General features: G+C 65.2%; 17 protein-coding genes and 1 tRNA gene. 10 read left to right on the forward strand and 8 right to left on the reverse strand.

The window, feature by feature from the left end; all coding sequences use genetic code 11:
- Positions 1 to 2,109, forward strand: coding sequence for a 3'-5' exonuclease (locus tag AC1RKE_RS15145; protein WP_492897385.1), 2,109 nt, complete (start codon positions 1 to 3; stop codon positions 2,107 to 2,109).
- A 65-nt stretch (positions 2,110 to 2,174) separates the two neighbouring features.
- On the opposite strand, the gene AC1RKE_RS15150 is transcribed toward AC1RKE_RS15145, so the two are convergent.
- Together AC1RKE_RS15150 and AC1RKE_RS15155 are read right to left on the reverse strand one after the other, a co-directional pair.
- Entirely contained in the window at positions 2,175 to 2,549 is a 375-nt protein-coding gene (locus tag AC1RKE_RS15150) for a hypothetical protein (protein WP_348684478.1), read from the reverse strand.
- A gap of 296 nt (positions 2,550 to 2,845) precedes the next feature.
- A complete protein-coding gene (locus tag AC1RKE_RS15155) occupies positions 2,846 to 3,214 on the reverse strand; it encodes a hypothetical protein (protein ID WP_348684479.1) in 369 nt (122 codons plus the stop codon).
- 193 nt (positions 3,215 to 3,407) lie between these two features.
- On the opposite strand from AC1RKE_RS15155, the gene AC1RKE_RS15160 reads away from it, so the two are divergent.
- Positions 3,408 to 4,046: a hypothetical protein gene (locus AC1RKE_RS15160; protein ID WP_348684480.1), complete on the forward strand. Its 639-nt coding sequence runs from the start codon at positions 3,408 to 3,410 to the stop codon at positions 4,044 to 4,046.
- A 262-nt stretch (positions 4,047 to 4,308) separates the two neighbouring features.
- Positions 4,309 to 5,319, forward strand: coding sequence for a tyrosine-type recombinase/integrase (locus tag AC1RKE_RS15165; RefSeq protein WP_348684481.1), 1,011 nt, complete (start codon positions 4,309 to 4,311; stop codon positions 5,317 to 5,319).
- Between the two features lie 94 nt (positions 5,320 to 5,413).
- Here AC1RKE_RS15165 and AC1RKE_RS15170 read toward each other — a convergent pair.
- Positions 5,414 to 5,503 (reverse strand) — tRNA-Ser (locus AC1RKE_RS15170).
- Positions 5,504 to 5,641: 138 nt separating this feature from the next.
- Here AC1RKE_RS15170 and msrA point away from each other — a divergent pair.
- From msrA to AC1RKE_RS15195, 5 genes are all read left to right on the forward strand, one after another.
- Positions 5,642 to 6,292, forward strand: a complete 651-nt coding sequence (gene msrA / locus AC1RKE_RS15175; protein ID WP_054764969.1) for a peptide-methionine (S)-S-oxide reductase MsrA — start codon at positions 5,642 to 5,644, stop codon at positions 6,290 to 6,292.
- Positions 6,293 to 6,398: 106 nt separating this feature from the next.
- Positions 6,399 to 7,721: a VOC family protein gene (locus AC1RKE_RS15180; protein WP_395941880.1), complete on the forward strand. Its 1,323-nt coding sequence runs from the start codon at positions 6,399 to 6,401 to the stop codon at positions 7,719 to 7,721.
- Between the two features lie 60 nt (positions 7,722 to 7,781).
- Complete coding sequence (locus tag AC1RKE_RS15185; protein ID WP_395941881.1) at positions 7,782 to 9,629, forward strand: acyltransferase family protein; 1,848 nt, start codon at positions 7,782 to 7,784, stop codon at positions 9,627 to 9,629.
- Between the two features lie 150 nt (positions 9,630 to 9,779).
- Complete coding sequence (mdoH, locus tag AC1RKE_RS15190; protein WP_348684634.1) at positions 9,780 to 11,744, forward strand: glucans biosynthesis glucosyltransferase MdoH; 1,965 nt, start codon at positions 9,780 to 9,782, stop codon at positions 11,742 to 11,744.
- Between the two features lie 125 nt (positions 11,745 to 11,869).
- Positions 11,870 to 12,187, forward strand: coding sequence for a hypothetical protein (locus tag AC1RKE_RS15195; protein ID WP_182713972.1), 318 nt, complete (start codon positions 11,870 to 11,872; stop codon positions 12,185 to 12,187).
- Positions 12,188 to 12,205: 18 nt separating this feature from the next.
- On the opposite strand, the gene AC1RKE_RS15200 is transcribed toward AC1RKE_RS15195, so the two are convergent.
- From AC1RKE_RS15200 to AC1RKE_RS15220, 5 genes are read right to left on the reverse strand one after another with little or no spacing between them, the layout of a single operon-like run.
- Positions 12,206 to 12,490: a GNAT family N-acetyltransferase gene (locus AC1RKE_RS15200; RefSeq protein WP_348684633.1), complete on the reverse strand. Its 285-nt coding sequence runs from the start codon at positions 12,488 to 12,490 to the stop codon at positions 12,206 to 12,208.
- Positions 12,491 to 12,550: 60 nt separating this feature from the next.
- Positions 12,551 to 12,931 (reverse strand): hypothetical protein, encoded by a 381-nt coding sequence (locus AC1RKE_RS15205; RefSeq protein WP_395941883.1) that lies wholly within the window; start codon positions 12,929 to 12,931, stop codon positions 12,551 to 12,553.
- A 13-nt stretch (positions 12,932 to 12,944) separates the two neighbouring features.
- The gene (locus AC1RKE_RS15210; RefSeq protein WP_492897391.1) at positions 12,945 to 13,688 is read right to left on the reverse strand and encodes a DUF4870 family protein; all 744 of its coding nucleotides are present in this window, start codon (positions 13,686 to 13,688) and stop codon (positions 12,945 to 12,947) included.
- Position 13,689: 1 nt separating this feature from the next.
- Positions 13,690 to 14,088, reverse strand: coding sequence for a dihydroneopterin aldolase (gene folB / locus AC1RKE_RS15215; protein WP_395941885.1), 399 nt, complete (start codon positions 14,086 to 14,088; stop codon positions 13,690 to 13,692).
- Positions 14,089 to 14,093: 5 nt separating this feature from the next.
- Positions 14,094 to 14,852 carry an SDR family oxidoreductase gene (locus AC1RKE_RS15220; RefSeq protein ID WP_395941886.1) on the reverse strand — a complete coding sequence of 253 codons (759 nt, stop codon included), beginning with the start codon at positions 14,850 to 14,852 and terminating at the stop codon, positions 14,094 to 14,096.
- A 267-nt stretch (positions 14,853 to 15,119) separates the two neighbouring features.
- On the opposite strand from AC1RKE_RS15220, the gene AC1RKE_RS15225 reads away from it, so the two are divergent.
- A complete protein-coding gene (locus tag AC1RKE_RS15225) occupies positions 15,120 to 16,220 on the forward strand; it encodes a DNA cytosine methyltransferase (protein ID WP_228185996.1) in 1,101 nt (366 codons plus the stop codon).
- A gap of 55 nt (positions 16,221 to 16,275) precedes the next feature.
- A complete protein-coding gene (locus AC1RKE_RS15230; protein ID WP_492897394.1) occupies positions 16,276 to 16,452 on the forward strand; it encodes a hypothetical protein in 177 nt (58 codons plus the stop codon).
- Positions 16,453 to 16,512: the final 60 nt, after the last annotated feature.

The raw sequence follows: 16,512 nt of genomic DNA on the forward strand, positions 1-16,512 counted from the left end.
ATGGACTTCCGCCTCGCCGACACCTTCACCGACGCCCTCGCCCGTTTACCTGCGCAGGATCAGAAGGCGGTGAAGGTCAGTGTCATGGATCTGCAGCTGGACCCGTCTGCGCCGGGCCTGCAGATGCACCGGATCACAGCATCAAAGGACCCCAACTTCTGGTCGGCGCGGGTCAATCGCGACATCAGACTGATCTTGCATAAAACCGGCGCGAGCCTGCTCGTCGCCTACGTCGATCACCATGACGCCGCCTACGCCTGGGCCGAGCGGCGGCGGATAGAGACTCATCCGCGCACCGGGGCGGTCCAGATCGTCGAGGTGCGCGAGCGGGTGGAAGAGGCGCAGCCGGACCTGGCCCGCTGGTGGACCCCCGAGGAGGCGCCTCTGTCCATGGTCGCCGAGGCGCCGATCCGTTTCCTCTTCGACGGCCTGGACGACGAGGTCCTGCTGGGCGTGGGCGTACCGGAGGAATGGCTGACGCCTGTGCGGCGCACGGTCGAAGACGACTTCTTCGATCTCGCTGAACACCTGCCGCGCGAGGCCGCCGAGGCGCTCCTGGAATACGCCTCGACAGGACGGCTGCAGGCCGCTGTCCCTGCGGCGGCGGAAGCCAATCCGTTCGAGCATCCGGACGCGCGCCGGCGTTTCGTCGCCTTCGACAACGCCGACGAGCTGGCGGCGGCGCTGGAGGCGCCTTGGGAGAAGTGGTCGATCTTCCTTCACCCGACGCAGCGCGAGGTGGTGGCGCGGCGCTACAACGGTCCCGCCCGCGCGACGGGCTCGGCCGGCACCGGCAAGACGGTAGTGGCGCTCCATCGGACCGCTCGGGCTCTGAAAAGCGACCCGGCCGCCCGGGTGCTGCTGACCACCTTCTCCGAACCGCTCGCGCGACACCTGCAGACCAAGCTGGGGGTGTTGCTGGCCCAGGACCGAGGCGCAGCGAGTCGGGCGACGGTCGCTTCGTTCGAGGCGGTCGCGGCCGAGCTCTACGAGTTGGCTTTCGCACTGCGACCAAGGCTAGCTCGGCCGGAACAGATAGAGGCGGCGCTCGCAGGGGCGGCGGCGGAGACCGGGCTTGCCGGCTTCTCGCAGCGGTTCCTAGACATCGAATGGCAGCAGGTGGTGGATCCACGCCGGGTGAACTCGGCCGAAGCTTATGCGGTTGTGCCGCGCCTGGGACGCAAGACGCGACTGGGCGCACGCCAGCGCGAGGCGCTGTGGCCGGTGTTCGAACGCGCCAGGGCGCGACTGGAGGGCCAGGGGTTGATGACCCTGCCGATGCTATTCAACACCCTGGCGGATTACTTCGAGGGGCGGAAGGACAAGCCATTCAGCCATGTCGTGGTCGATGAGGCTCAGGACCTTGGCGTCGCGGAACTGCGCCTGATGCGCGCCATCGCCCCCGTCGAGGGGGCAGACCGGCTGTTCTTCGCGGGCGATCTTGGTCAACGCATCTTTCAGCAACCCTTCTCCTGGCGTGAGCTGGGCGTGGATCTGCGAGGCCGCTCCTCCACCTTGAAAGTCAACTACAGGACCTCGCAGCAGATCCGCGAGGCCGCAGACGCCCTGCTCCCGGCGTCCGTGCGGGACGTCGATGGCGAGGAAGCCGACCGTCGGGACACGATCTCGGCCTTCGAGGGACCGTCGCCTGAAGTTCGTCTGGCGTCGTCGCTGGAGCAGGAGCAGGCGTGGGTCGCCGCCTTCATCCGCGAAGCACTTGAAAAGGGCCTTGCCCCAGAACAGATCGGCCTCTTTGTTCGCTCTCCCCACGAACTCCAACGGGCGCGCGCCGCAGCCGCTATTGCGGGGGTCGAGGTGATCGAGATCTCCGGCGATCGTACCGAGGCTGAGGGCCGCATTTCCATTGGAGTCATGCACCTCGCCAAGGGCCTGGAGTTTCGCTGGGTCTCCGTGATGGCCTGCGACGACGACGTTTTGCCCGCGCCGGAGCGGGTTGACGCGGTGATCGACCAGGCCGACCTTGACGACGTCTACGAGACCGAGAGGCACCTACTCTACGTCGCCTGCACTCGAGCACGTGACCGCCTGTTGCTCAGCGGACTCGCGCCAGGTTCGGAGTTCCTAGAGGATCTTCGCCCGGGTGTTTGAGCGGTGATTAAACCCGCCTTTTTCGCGTGCCAAGGAAGACTGACGGCTACCTACCCAAAGCCCCCTCATGCCCTCACTAACGCGTCAGCCAGAGCCCAAAGACGGGAATCCGTCGGCGACGTAGTCGAACGAAAATCATAGGGCATCTTCGGAACCGGACCGAACAACATCGTGGCTGCTTCGCTCGCCAAGCCTCTCAAATGTTCGATTTCCGTGGCGTCCAGCTGCTTTCGCACCACGGCTGTAGTCAGCGCCAGCGCCAGGACCGACTGATGCCCGACCTGGGCTTGAACATATCGGTCCACGTCCTCGAACTCTCGTTCAATTAGATAGGTCAGAAGTTCGGCGGGCTTCATGCCGTGGCGCTCCTGAAGCGCTTTGAAATGCCTCATCGCGGAGACCGAAATGTGGTGCGACAGACGAGGGAGATTGCTGGCCATGAAGTGCTCATTCCCGAAAGCGTGCGACCAGTGATAGGCCGCAAGCGATTGATAAATATCATAAAGTCTGAAGTGTGCGGCTAGTTACCCAAGGGGGGCAAAAATTTAGACGTTTTAGATCAATAATTTACAGACATCGCAGGTGTGCGTAGTGTGTGCACGCCATCAGCGTCTCCAAAAAGCGCCCCTGACCAGGGGCCGCCTCGTCCTCCAACCTCGTAACGGCGACTTCGCGGCGGAAAAGCCACCCTCTAGGCGCAGGGGCTTCTCAGAACTGCGGCCAGATCCATTCGACATCACGAGAAGGCCCCAAACCTAAGACCGTCAATGCGGCTCAAAACCCGGCTCAATCCGGAGGTTTTCAGGACATCTGTGGCGACGAGAGCATCCTCGATAGGAGAGGCGAGAAGGAACCGCATTGCCGCCTCCTTGGATCCGAAAACATCCACGGAATCGCGAGCGACGGCCTTGAGGACTTGATCGATGCGTTCGTCAGGCACGGGTACGCCGAGCACCTCGCCATAACGCGCGACTTCAGCGCGATAGTCAGCGATCGGCTGCCGCAGAGGCCAAGTGGAGGGATCGCCGGACACGCAGTTTCGCCGGAGATAGATAACTCCAACCAAAACAGCCAGCGCCCCCATCAAGATCCCATATCGCGCCATATGAATGTCCTCCGGCACCGAAAGCCGCTCGACTAACTACGTTCATCGAACCCGAACATATCCAAAGCGGCGTTTAAAATTCTAACGCCCATCTCGGCCTCAACATTGGCGTCGCGACGAAACGCTAAAGTCGCCAGATCGTGTTTGCAAGCACCATCTTGACGCCAAAAATAAATCGTGCCTACAAGCACGCATGGCCTACTTCTCCGCCTCCCACCTCGACTCGTCTGATTTTACGGCGGGTGAGATCGCCCGAATTACCGGCATAAAACCTGCCGCTCAGCGCGACTGGCGACGCCGCGGCCTGTTGGCTCGTCCTGATCAAGGCTGGGCTCGCCACAGGGTCGACGATCTCATTGAGATAATGGTGCGCGGAGTTATGAGCGACCTGGGCATGCCGCATCTCAGCATCTTCCTGGACATTAACGATCTCAAGAGGGAGGTATTGCGTTGGGCAATACAGGCCCCTGACTCAGTCTACAAACCAGACGATAGTCTTCAGCCTGTCAAAATCTATCCGCCCAAATATCAATATGCTTGCGCTACAGCGCCCTGGCCCGAATACAACGTTCCATTCATACTGCTGAAAGACGCTTCAGCTGTAACATCATTCCTCGGCCAGAAACGTTCTCTTTCCTGCACAACGCTCGATCTTAAGAAGATCGCCGAGACAATCGTCGAAGCTGCAGACAAGCCGCTGTGGACGCTAAAACCTGGCCCTGATGAGGAAGAGATCCAAGATGCATATCGATGCGCTGGCTGGGGCGACCTCGAAGCTCAAGAAGCGTTGATCGAGATCGGGATTGATTGGGCAGGGGAGGTTTTCGGGTGAGACAACGTAGCATCCCTCAGCTTCCCACTAGCCTGCCGCCGAGAGGCTTAAGCCGAGAAATCGCAAGCCAGTACATCGGCGTCAGCGTCAGTAAGTTCGACGAGATGGTCACTGATGGCAGGATGCCGTCGCCCAAGCGGATTGACGCGCGGAAAGTATGGGATCGCGACGCGTTGGATCGCGCCTTCTTCGCCCTGCCGGACGACGGCGCCGATCGCGACGCCAATCCTTGGGATGCAGACCTTGTCGCCGGAAGGGCCGCTTGAAGCAAAAGCCGCGCTACGTTTCCGCCTACCGGGACCGTCATGGGGTGTTGAGGTGGCGATTTCGGCAAGCAGGCCTGCCTGAATCCCAGACCAAAGAACTCTTCGGTTCGGAGGCGTGGTGGGCCTGGTATGACCTCGCCGCCCGTGCGACGCCCAAGCCCGTGGCCAGCGCGCGAACCCAGCCGGGCAGCATCCACGCTCTCGGCGTCGCCTTCTACGCTTCGTCGAACTACACTCGGCTCCGTCCAGGAACACAGAAGACCTACAAGGGAATCTTCGACCGCTACCGGGACAAGTACGGCGACAGGCCGGTGGCCATGCTGGAGGCCCATCACATCCGGGCCCAGATGGACGGCATGGTGGACACGCCAGCGGCGGCCAACAACATGCTGAAGGTGCTGCGCGCCGTCCTCCGGTTCGCTGTCGAGCGGGGCATGATCCGGAACGACCCGACCATTGGCGTGAGGCCCCTGCGGTATCGGAGCGAGGGCTTCCACACCTGGACCGAGGACGAAGTCGCTCGTTTCGAAGAACGATGGCCGATCGGGTCGAAACAGCGCCTGGGCTTCGATCTTCTGCTCTACACCGCTCAAAGATCCGGCGACGTACGGCAGATGACGATCCACCAGATCGCCGGCGATCGGGTGATCGTGCGTCAGGACAAGACGGGCCAACCCGTCGATATTCCTCAACACCCCCGCCTTCAGACGTCACTTGCCTCCCAAAAGCTTGGGCATCTGGTCATCCTGATCGCGAAGGACGGCAAACCCTATACCGAGAAGGGCTTCGGCAACTGGATCAAAAAGGCTGCTGTTAGCGCCGGGTTGCCGCACTGCTCGGCGCACGGATTGCGCAAGGCGGCGGCGCGACGCCTAGCCGAAGCAGGATGCTCGCCGCACGAAATCATGTCGATCACAGGCCACCAAAGCCTGAAAGAAGTCGAGCGCTACACACGCGAAGCCAATCGTCGCGGCCTCGCTGACGGCGCCATGAAACGCATCGGCTGAAAGACGAACCCAGAACAAGCCTGTCTAACCACAATCGCAAGGTTAGACGTATCAGGAGGTAAGATTTTGATTTTGAGTAGTATTTTTTGCCGCGTGGCGGACAGAGAGGGATTCGAACCCTCGGTAGGCTTTCACCTACACACGCTTTCCAAGCGTGCGCGATCGACCACTCCGCCACCTGTCCGTTTCACGCCAGCTCGCGCGCGCCGCCGGAGGTCGATCCGGCGGGAGGCGGGCCTGATAGAACACCATGGCCCCCTCGGCAAGCGCCTGTGACGTCCCCATATGGGGGCGGACGACATTTTCCTTATTGGGGAACCCCATGCTGCTGACCAAGACCGCCGAACTGCCCACCGCCGAGACCGCCCTGCCCGGACGCGCCGAGCCCCTGGCGACGGACGAAACCCATTTCGTCAGCGGCCATCCGCTGAAGGGGCCCTATCCCGAGGGTTTTGAAACGGCGATCTTCGGCATGGGCTGTTTCTGGGGCGTGGAGCGGGTCTTCTGGTCCCTGCCGGGCGTCTGGGTGACGTCGGCCGGCTATTCGGGCGGAATCACGCCCAATCCGACCTATGAGGAGACCTGCACCGGCCGGACCGGGCATGCCGAGGTGGTCAAGGTGGTGTTTGACCCGTCGGTCATAACCTACGGCGACCTGCTTAAGGCTTTCTGGGAAAACCACGACCCGACCCAGGGCATGCGCCAGGGGAATGACGTCGGCACCACCTATCGGTCCGCCATCTACACTCTGAACGACGATCAGCAGCGCGAGGCCGAGGCGTCGCGTGACGCCTATCAGGCGGCCCTGACCGCGGCCGGGCGCGGCGCCATCACCACCGAGATTCAGCCGGCCGGCGAATACTATTACGCCGAGGGTTATCACCAGGGCTATCTGGCCAAGAATCCGGCCGGCTATTGCGGCATCGGCGGCACCGGCGTGGTCTGTCCGATCGGGATCGGCGTGAGGGCCTGACCGACGTCCTTGGATGACGGTCGGGCGAAATGTCCTGTCCGCCTCCGGCTAGGCGTCGGCGGCGGACAGGCGTAGGGAAGCCGAAAACGCCCAAGGGAGAGCCGCCATGTCCGCCTTCGTCCATCCCGATGAGATCCGCAGCCGTTTCTCGGCCGCGTTGTCGGCCATGTACCGAGCGGAGGTGCCTCAGTACGGGGAGCTGCTGACCCTGGTGGCCGAGGTCAACGCCGAGGCCTTGAAGGCCGATCCGGCGGGGGCGGACCGGCTGGCCGCAGCCGGCGAACTGGCGCGGCTGTCTGAGGAACGGCACGGCGCCATCCGCGTCGGCACGGCGGACGAACTGGCCACTATCGCCCGCGCCTTCGCCGTCATGGGCATGGCGCCGGTCAGCTATTACAATCTGGCCCCCGCGGGGGTGCCGGTCCATTCGACCGCCTTCCGCCCGGTCGATCCGGCGGCCCTGGCGCGCAATCCCTTCCGGGTCTTCTGCTCCCTGCTGCGGCTGGAGCTGATCGAGGATCAGGACCTGCGTCAGGAGGCGGCCGCGGCCCTGGCCCGGCGCGACATCTTCACCCCGGGCGCGCGGGCGCTGATCGAGGCGGCCGAGACCGCCGGCGGCCTGGACGAGGACCAGGCCGACCGTTTCGTGTCCGAACTGCTGGAGACCTTCCGCTGGCACGCCGAGGCGACGGTCAGCGCCTCCGTCTATGAGCGGCTGGTCGCGGCCCACCGGCTGATCGCGGACGTGGTCAGCTTCAAGGGGCCGCACATCAACCATCTGACGCCGCGCACCCTGGACATAGACGCGGCCCAGGCCGCCATGCCCGAACGGGGCATCACGCCCAAGGAGACGATCGAGGGGCCGCCCGCCCGCGCCTGCCCGATCCTTCTGCGCCAGACCAGTTTCAAGGCCCTGCAGGAGGCCATCGCCTTCCCCGGCGCGGACGGGGCCGTCCAGGGGGTGCACACCGCCCGCTTCGGCGAGATCGAGCAGCGCGGCTGCGCCCTGACCCCGACGGGACGCGCCCTGTACGACGCGGCCCTGGCCAGCAAGGACTTTTCGGCCCTGCCCGACGACTGGTCGGCCCTGCGCCGGAACGGCCTGGCCTGGTTCCGCTATCGCGCGACGCCGCAGGGCCTGGCCGGGCGCGCCGAGACGACCGATCTGGAGGCCCTGATCGCCCTGGGTCACGTCGTCGCGGAGCCGATCACCTATGAGGATTTCCTGCCCGTCAGCGCGGCCGGAATCTTCCAGTCCAACCTGGGCGCCGAGGTGCGCGAAGCCTATGCCGTCGATCCGGCCAAGGCCGATTTCGAACGGGCCCTGGGCCGGGCCGTGCTGGATGAGATGGCCCTGTATCAGGCGGAGCAGGAAGCCTCGATCAGCGAGACGTTGAAGGCCTTGGGTCTGACCGAGGCCGTGGTCTGAGGAGATCCGAGACCATCCGCCGTATTGCCTGACGCCCCGCGCCGGATCATAGACGCGGCCGTGCCCCCCTCCGCCCCCTCGTCCGCGCGCCGTTATGATCTGGACTGGATCCGGGTGGGGGCGTTCGGCCTGCTGATCGTCTATCACGTGGGCCTGGTCTACGGGGTCTACGGCTGGCACGTGCACAGCGTCCACACCTTCGAGTGGATGCGCGAAGCCATATTGATCACCAATCCGTGGCGGCTGACCCTGCTGTTTCTGGTGTCGGGCGCGGCCCTGCGGTTCATGACCTTCCGGCGCACGCCGCGCCAGGTGGCCCGGGCGCGGTTCGAACGCCTGGTTCCGCCCCTGCTGTTCGGGGCCGTGGTCCTGGTGCCGATCCAGTCCTGGATCGAGGCCATGGACAAGGCCGGCTGGCCCAATGGCCTTGCCGGCTACGCCGCCTGGATGGTGCGCGAGTTCAGCTTCAGCGGCCTGGCCGACGGCGTGCCGGTCAACCATCTGTGGTTCATCGTCTATATCGCCGCCTACAGCGTCGTCACCATACTGCTGTGGCGACGGCCGGGCCTGATCGACCGGATCGGCGCGTGGCTGGAGAAGTCTCTGGTCGGGCCGCGCCTCCTGATCCTGCCGATCCTCTATCTGATCGCCATCCGCATCCTGCTGTTCCCCTGGTTCGGGGTGACCAATGTCCTGCACTGGGACTGGTACAATCACGCCCTTTCCCTGGCGGCCTTCATCTTCGGCTTCAGCATCGTGGGGCGAGAGAGCATCTGGCGCGACATGGAGCGGTATCGCTGGGTCGCCCTGGGGCTGGCGGCGGTCGCCCTGCCGATCATGATGGCCCAGGTCTGGCACCCCGGGGGCCGGGCCTTCTGGGGCGTGCCCAAGGCCATGGTCTACGGCCTGGACCAGTGGGCGACGATCGTCGCCATCCTGGGCTTCGGCAGCCGGCATCTTCGGTCACGCGGCGGGCCGGTTCTGACCTATCTGACCGAGGCGACCTTCCCCCTCTATCTGGCGCACCAGACCATTCTGGTGGCGGCGGTCTGGATCATTCGGCCTGCCCATCTGCCGGCGGGTCTGGAGGCCCTGTCCCTGCTCCTGATCACCTTCCTGGGCAGTTTCGCCGTCTATGAGGTCGTAAAGCGCATCCCCGCCATCCGTCCTCTGTGGGGTCTGAAGCCCGCCGACGGACGGCCCTGGCCGCTGGATCTGGAGGCCTTGCGACGTCCCGCCGCCCGTTATCACCGCCGTCGTCGCCTGCTGGCCGTCGGGATCGCCGCGCCGCTCCTGGCCCTGACGGTGGTGGCGGCCGCCATCGCCGCCTATCCCGGCTTCGACAACGCCACCCAGTATCTGAGCGAGCTGGGCGGTTCGACGGCCCAGGCGCCGATCATCTTCAACGGCGGCGTCTTCATCGCCGGCATAATGGCGGGCGTGGCGGGGATCGGCTTCGGCCTGGCCGTCTACGCCCTGACGGAGAAGCGGATCGCGGGCGCCGTGATCGCGGCGGTCTTCGTCCTGGCCGGGGCGGGCATGTCGGCCTCGACCCTCTACCCCTGGCCGGACCCGCGCCACATGGTCATCAACCTGGCCCTGGGCATTCAGCTGGCGCCGGTGCTGCTGCTCTGGGGTCTTGCGTCGCGCCGGGATCTGCCCCGGCTTAAAATCTTCCTGACCGCCATCTTTGTCATCATGGCGTGCCTGACCGTTGTTACAAAACACATGATCTTTCCCGGCACGGTCAACGACGCCAACGTCGGCTGGTGGGAGCGGGCCTACGCCCTGGTGCTGGTCGGCTGGGTCGGCGTCGCCGCCTGGCTGCTGGACCGCAAGTTGTTGCAGGAAGCGATAAAATCCCCGTCTGGCGGGTCCGTCGCCCAGGTCGCGGCGGCGGGTGAGTAAAAAAACCCCGAATTTTTCGCCCCTATCAACATTGCGTGATTGAAAATCGCGCGAATGTGATCGACTATAGGGGTCGTGCTGCGATGCAGCGCGCACCGCCTTCCTGCCTTCGGAAGCGCGGCTGGTCAACACGGGGGCGCTCAGAGCGGCATGAACAAGCTGGCGATCCGGCCTGTCGAACAGGCTGAAATCGAGACCCTTAACCCGGCGCCGCAGGGCCCGGCCTGGTCCTGGCTGCCCGACGAGGCGCCGCTGGCCATGCCGGTCCAGTCCCTGACCGCGCCCGACGCCGTCGCCGAGGCCATCCCCGCCACCTCCCCGCGCGCGGTCGGCCTGCGCCGGCTGATGCTGCTGGCCGGCACCCTGGTCCTGACCGGCCTGTCCGCCATCGCCCCCTTCTATCTCTACGCCCGCAAGGGTTGGGACGGGACCGAGGTTCTGGCCTTCGGCATCTTCATGGTGCTGATCACCGCCATCTCCTGCTGGTTCGTCAGCGGCCTGATGGGCCTGTTCGTCATGCTGCGCGGCAAGGACCAGGCCGACCTGTCCTTCGCCCCCCACCCGGCCCTGCCGCGCACCCGCACGGCCCTGCTGATGCCGCTGTACAACGAGGACGCCCGCGCCTCCTTCGCCCGTCTGGCGATGATCGACGCCTCGCTGACGCGCCTGGGCGCCGCCTCGGCCTTCGACATCTTCGTGCTGAGCGACTCGACCAAGGAAGAGGCCGCCGCCGACGAGCGTTCGGTCTTCCAGGCCTTCCGCCAGACCGCCGGCTGCAAGACCTTCTATCGTCGCCGCACCGAGAACACCGAGCGCAAGGCCGGCAATCTGGCCGAATGGGTCCGTCGTTTCGGCGGCGCCTACGAGACCATGATCGTTCTGGACGCCGACAGCACCATGGCCGGCGAGACCCTGCTGCGCATGGTCGACGCCATGGAGCGCAACCCCGGCGTCGGCCTGATCCAGACCGCCCCCGTCATCATCAAGGCCCGCACCATCTTCGCCCGGGTGTCGCAATATTCGGTGCGCCTGTACGGCCGCGTCGCCGCTGCCGGCCTGGCCTACTGGACCGGTTCGGAATCCAGCTACTGGGGCCACAACGCCATCATCCGCACGCGCGCCTTCGCCGCCTGCTGCGGCCTGCCCCATCTGAAGGGCAGGAAGCCCTTCGGCGGCCATATCATGAGCCACGATGTGGTCGAGGCCGCTCTGATGCGCCGCGCCGGCTGGGCCGTCCACGTCAGCGCCGCCCTGGAAGGGTCGTGGGAAGAGACCCCGCCGTCGATCACCGACTTCATCCGCCGCGATCACCGCTGGTTCCAGGGCAATCTGCAGCACCTGGGCCTGATCGGCGCCAAGGGCCTGTCGCCGATGAGCCGCCTGCAGCTGGCCATGGGCTGCATGGCCTATCTGTCCTCGCCCCTGTGGATGGCGTCCCTGATGGTCGGCCTGTTCATCCAGATGTTCTATCCGGTCGACTGGACCAGCTTCTTCTACATCCTGAACCCGCAGTTCACCCCCTTCATGCTGGCCTCCTTCCTGTCCGGCGTCCTGCTGATCGGGCCCAAGTTCATGGGCGCCGCCCTGGTGCTCAGCCGCCCGGCCGAGCGGCGCGCCTTCGGCGGACGCCGCGCCATCGCCAAGGGCATGGCGGCCGAGATCGCCCTGTCGGCCATCCTGGCCCCCATTCTGATGGTCGCCAACACCAAGGCCTTCATTCAGATCCTGTCCGGCCACGACACCGGATGGGCCACCCAGCAGCGCGAGGCCGACGGCCTGGCCTGGTCCGACGCCTTCCGCGCCATGCGCTGGCAGATGATCGCCGGCGTCGGCTTCATCGCGCCCCTGTGCGTCCGCCCCGACTTGGCCACCTGGTTCGCCCCGATCGTCCTGCCCCTGCTGCTGGCTGCACCGATCGCGGTCTGGACCTCGCGCGTCCGCTCGGGCGACGCCCTGGCGAAGAAGGGCTTCCTGGTCACCCCGGCCCAGGACGGCGTCAGCGTCAATCCGTCGGTCCTGCACACGCCGCGTTCGCCCCTGCGCGCGGTGGCCGGCGGCGTCCTGGCCCCGGTCGCAGCCCCCGCCATGGTCCCGGCCCGCGCCCCGGAGCTGTAAGCCCCGCTCTATCCGCCCGACCGATGCAGGACGGCCACAGAACCGTCACAACCGCTACAGCCCCGCTCGACGCAGGGCCCGGTCTTGATCATCTTCAGTCATCAGCTCTGCTGAGGACCGATTCCATGACCAAGAAGACCAGCGCCGATTCCAAGCCCGAACTCCGCATCGTCGGGACTGAGGCGGCCGTCTATGACCTGATGCGCGCGCCCGAGACGACGGCTGAGCGGGTCAAACGCCTTCAGATGGAGGCGCACGCCCTGGCCCTGGAAGAGATCGACCAGTTCGAGAAACTGCTCAGCCAAGCCGCGCAAAAGGCCAAGGACATCGCCTCGGGCGGCGACGCCTATCCGGTCGGCGTTCGCGAGATCGCCACGCGCCTGGCCGCCGACCTGCCGACCCGGGCCGAGACCATACGCACGATCGTGGGCCGCCTGGGCTGACCCCAGGGGGTCCGGCCCTCAGGCAAGGACGTCGTCATAGTCCGGGTGTCGCTTGTGCCAAGCCACGGCGTAGCTGCATTGCGGGAACAGTTTCAGCCCGTGTTCGCGTGCATGTTCGGCCATCGCCTGCATGAAGCGCCCGGCGGCGCCCGAGCCGCGCAGGCTCTGGTCCGCCTCGACGTGCAGGATCATCCGCGCCCCGCCGCGCACGGCGTAGTCGGCCCAGACCCGTCCGCTTCCGCCCTCGCCGTCGAACACCTGTTCGAAGCGGTTGTCGCCCCTGGCGTCGGTGAACGGTCCCATGCTCAACTCCCTTTCTGCCTCAACAGCTTGGGGCGCCGGGACGTTCCATCGGCGAGTGCGTCAGATCGGCTTGTTCTGCAACAGATTGATCAGGCCCAGCACGCTCTTCACCGTGAACCAGACGCTGAGCAGGAACCAGATCAGCAGGAACAGCAGCAGGAAGGGAATGCCGATCAGCACCACCGAGGCCAGGGCGCTGACGAAGATGCCGACCCAGGCGGCGATGGTCCACCAGAAGACCGACCAGAACAGGCGGATCTGGGCGTCGATGTGTTGGCGGGCCACGCCCGCCGCCGTGCCGCGCGTCACATAGGCCACCACCAGCCCGACCAGGACCAGCACATTGGCGCTGGGGATGGACAGGATGAACAGGGCCCAGGCGATCAGGGCGCCGACCTTGCCTTCCGGCTCCTGGCCGGGGGTGAAATTTGGTTCGGTCATCATGGTCGTCCTTTCAGAACAGCCAGCTGCGCGGATTGTCGATCGGCCGCCCGGCCTTCAGACGCATCACGCCGAAGACGCCGCGCGCCAAGATCCACAGGGCCGACAGGAACAGGACGAAGACCCCGATATTGACGATCACCAGCAGGCCGCCCAGCACCACCGCGACGGCGGCGATCCACAGGGTGCGCCTCTGATACAGGAAGTGGCTGGCGGCCAGACGCTCCTGCGGCCCGTCGCGCCCGGTCACGGCCACCAGGGCCAGAAGCGCCGAAACCCCCAGGGTCGGCACGGCCAACAGGATCAGCACATAGACGGCGTAAAGGCTCATCGGCGCGGGCGGCTGTTCCTTTCGGCGCCCCAGGCTGTCGCGCAGGGCGTCCACCGGGCCGGGCCGCACGGACCGGTCAAACGGTCCCGGCTGGGCGGGGGCGGGCGCCGCAACGGGCTGGGGCTCGGGCGGATCGAACAGATCGGCTTCGCGCTCAGGGGCCGGCGTCACGGGCTCGGCCCTGGTCGGCGCGGCGACCGGCGCAGCGGGCGTCGCCTCCGGCTCTCGGCGCCGCCCCGCCAGCGAAGCCGCCGAGACGAAGCCGACCAGGGCGTCGTGATCCTGATCGTCGGACGCGGCCTGGGGCTGTGCGGACTCTGAGCCTTGCGGATCGCCGGGTTCGGCCATGGACAGGATACGCTTCTCTCGCGCCGCCGAGACGGCTGGACTGTTAAGGACAATGGCCGCCCAGGCGGGCGGACGCAACCTATCGCGCCAGAACGATCTCGCATCCCGGCGCGATCACGGCCGACAGGGCGCCGGGCTTTTCGATCCGCACCCTGGCCCGCATCACCCGCCGGTCGTCCAGACAGGCCCGCGCCAGCCGGTCGGCGAAGGTCTCCACCAGTCCCACATGGCCCTCGGCGGCGATGGCGCGGGCGGCCTCGGCGACGGTCTCATAGTTGATGGTGTCAGCCAGCCGCTCGATCGGCCGGGGCTCCAGCTCCAGGGTCACGTCGATCACCAGGGTCTGCAGCCGCCCCTGTTCGTGGTCATAGACCCCGATCCCCGCCTGAACCTCCAGCCCGCGCACGAAGACGCTCAGCCGCTCGCAGCGCAGCGGTTCGTCCGCCGGAAACGGCGACACCGACGACGACTGAACCACGCGACCTACTCCTGGATGTCCGGGGTGCGCCAGGCCAGATGCTGGCCCCCATCGACGGCGATCATCTGGCCCGTCACCATCCGCGCGTCAATGAGCCACAGCACGGCCTCGGCCACCGCCTCCGGGCTGCCGGGCGTCTGCAACAGGGTGGCGCGCGCCTCGGCGGCGAATTCCTCGGGGGTCTGATGGATCGACGGCAGGGTCGGCCCCGGCCCCACGCCGTTGACCCGAATGCCCGGCGCCAGGGCCTGGGCCAGGGTCTGGGTCGCCCACCACAGGCCGTTTCTCGACAGGCTGTAGGAGAAGAAGCGCGGGTCGGGCTTCAGCACCTTCTGGTCCAGCAGATTGACGATCGCCCCTTCCACCGTCTGGGCGGCAAAGGCCTCGGCCAGAACGATCGGCGCCCGCAGATTGGTCTCCAGATGCTTGTCCCAGCTGTCGCGCGTCAGGCCGCCGATCCGGTCGTCCTCGAACACCGAGGCGTTGTTGACCAGCACCGTGACCGGTCCCAGGGCCTCGGCCGCCGCCGGAACCAGGGCGCGCACCCGCGCCTCGTCCGTCAGATCGGCCTGCAACAGACAGGCGCGCCGGCCCAGGCCGCCGATCGCCTCGGCCAGATCCCGCGCCGCCTCGCCCGAGGCGTGATGATGGATCGCCACATCGAACCCGGCCCTGGCCAGGGTCAGACATATGGCCCGCCCGATCCGCCGCGCCCCGCCCGTGACCAGGGCGACGCCCCGGCCCGAGGTCGCAGAGTCAGTCAACCCGGCCGAACTCGACGAAGTTCATCAGGGCCATGACGGCGATGAAGCCGAAGATGATGCCGAGCGCCAGCATGGTGATCCTCCTGTTTCCCCAAGGCTTAGAGGCAGGCGGGGCGCGGTTCAAGCGGGGATGGGGGAGTATAGGACCGGCGGTAAACTACCCACGTCCGATTCTGACGAGTCCTTGGCGCAACAGGGCAAGGCCGTCTCGTCGGCGGCGCTATGATCAGGGTAAACAGAATCGTGGGATATGATAAGCACGGCGCGATGATCGAGATTGTTCACCTCCCGACTGATCGCGAACCGACCGTAAAGGTCGTCGATCTCTTTTGTGGCGCAGGCGGTTTGGCCTTTGGCCTCAAGACTGCTGGCCTCAACGTTGCGGCGGGAGTCGATCTTGACCCTGCTTGCAAATGGGCACTGGAGGAAAATACGGGGGCGGAGTTCGTTTGCCGCGATGTGAGCAAAGTGACCGCAGAGGATTTAGCTCTCTGGTACGGTGATGCCGACGTCCGGGTGCTGGCGGGCTGCGCGCCCTGCCAGCCATTCTCGACCTATTCTCAAAGCAGAAAAACTGCTGACGATAGGTGGACCCTCCTTCGGCAGTTCAAGCGCCTGGTGGAAGAGTGTAAGCCTGAAATTGTAACGATGGAGAATGTGCGCGGTCTCGGCACCCAACCTATTTGGAAAGAGTTCGTGGCGGCCTTAGAGACTGCTGGCTACCACACTCATTGGGACGAGATAGATTGCTCAGAATACGGAATTCCACAGTCGCGAAAGCGGCTCGTCCTGATCGGTTCGCGCTTGGGTCCGATCAAGCTAATGCCACCGACAGAACCACGCCTCACCGTAAAGGACGTGATAGCAACTCTCCCTAAACTTGCTGCGGGGGAGACCGATCCTTGCGATCCTCTTCACGCAGCAGCTAGTCTTTCGGAAACAAACTTGGAGCGGATTCGCGCCTCTAAGCCTGGTGGTACGTGGCGCGATTGGCCTCAAGCTCTTCGAGCTCAATGTCACGTTCGCGCAACAGGCAAAACTTACCCGGCGGTATACGGCCGGATGGAATGGAGCAAGCCCGCTCCGACTATGACCACACAGTGCTATGGCTTCGGGAACGGCCGGTTCGGGCACCCTGAACAAGATCGCGCGATAAGCCTGCGCGAGGCAGCGATCATCCAGTCGTTCCCTAAGAATTATCGCTTCCTAAAAAAGGGGGAAAGGGTTTCTTTCTCCAAACTGGGAACATTGATCGGAAACGCCGTGCCTCCCAAGCTGGGTGAAGCAATTGGCAAAACGATCCTCCAGCATCTGGAACGGGTCCGGTTAAGCCAATCGCCCGTTGATGGCGAAATGGCGCGAAGCTAACTTCTCCTCGCAACCGTTTCGGTCTACGCCTTCTGATTGCAGGCAGGGAATCGGAATGGCAAACGCTGTCAAGAAGTCTAGGATTCCAGCGGAGCAGCTCGCTGCAGCCGAAGCTGAAATTGTTGCTCGCTCCAAGCGCATTGAATTCTACCAAACAGATTATTCGATCGAGTTGCTGGTAAGCAAATACGCAAAACAGGAATTCGTCATTCCTGATGACGTGATCCCCTGAAACTCCGCCAGGAATAGCTAGAGTCCGCCCAACGAAGGACGGACAGAATGAAGCGATCAA

It is taken from the genome of Brevundimonas sp. GW822-FHT03E11 (genome assembly GCF_058801445.1).

Excerpts from the sequence above, each read along its gene's own strand:
- AC1RKE_RS15145 (WP_492897385.1), top strand. The coding sequence starts at position 1 with ATGGACTTCCGCCTCGCCGACACCTTCACCGACGCCCTCGCCCGTTTA.
- AC1RKE_RS15200 (WP_348684633.1), bottom strand. The coding sequence starts at position 12,490 with ATGGGACCGTTCACCGACGCCAGGGGCGACAACCGCTTCGAACAGGTG.
- msrA (WP_054764969.1), top strand. The coding sequence starts at position 5,642 with ATGCTGCTGACCAAGACCGCCGAACTGCCCACCGCCGAGACCGCCCTG.
- AC1RKE_RS15205 (WP_395941883.1), bottom strand. The coding sequence starts at position 12,931 with ATGACCGAACCAAATTTCACCCCCGGCCAGGAGCCGGAAGGCAAGGTC.
- AC1RKE_RS15150 (WP_348684478.1), bottom strand. The coding sequence starts at position 2,549 with ATGGCCAGCAATCTCCCTCGTCTGTCGCACCACATTTCGGTCTCCGCG.
- AC1RKE_RS15195 (WP_182713972.1), top strand. The coding sequence starts at position 11,870 with ATGACCAAGAAGACCAGCGCCGATTCCAAGCCCGAACTCCGCATCGTC.
- AC1RKE_RS15180 (WP_395941880.1), top strand. The coding sequence starts at position 6,399 with ATGTCCGCCTTCGTCCATCCCGATGAGATCCGCAGCCGTTTCTCGGCC.
- AC1RKE_RS15160 (WP_348684480.1), top strand. The coding sequence starts at position 3,408 with ATGGCCTACTTCTCCGCCTCCCACCTCGACTCGTCTGATTTTACGGCG.
- AC1RKE_RS15230 (WP_492897394.1), top strand. The coding sequence starts at position 16,276 with ATGGCAAACGCTGTCAAGAAGTCTAGGATTCCAGCGGAGCAGCTCGCT.
- AC1RKE_RS15225 (WP_228185996.1), top strand. The coding sequence starts at position 15,120 with ATGATCGAGATTGTTCACCTCCCGACTGATCGCGAACCGACCGTAAAG.
- AC1RKE_RS15155 (WP_348684479.1), bottom strand. The coding sequence starts at position 3,214 with ATGGCGCGATATGGGATCTTGATGGGGGCGCTGGCTGTTTTGGTTGGA.
- mdoH (WP_348684634.1), top strand. The coding sequence starts at position 9,780 with ATGAACAAGCTGGCGATCCGGCCTGTCGAACAGGCTGAAATCGAGACC.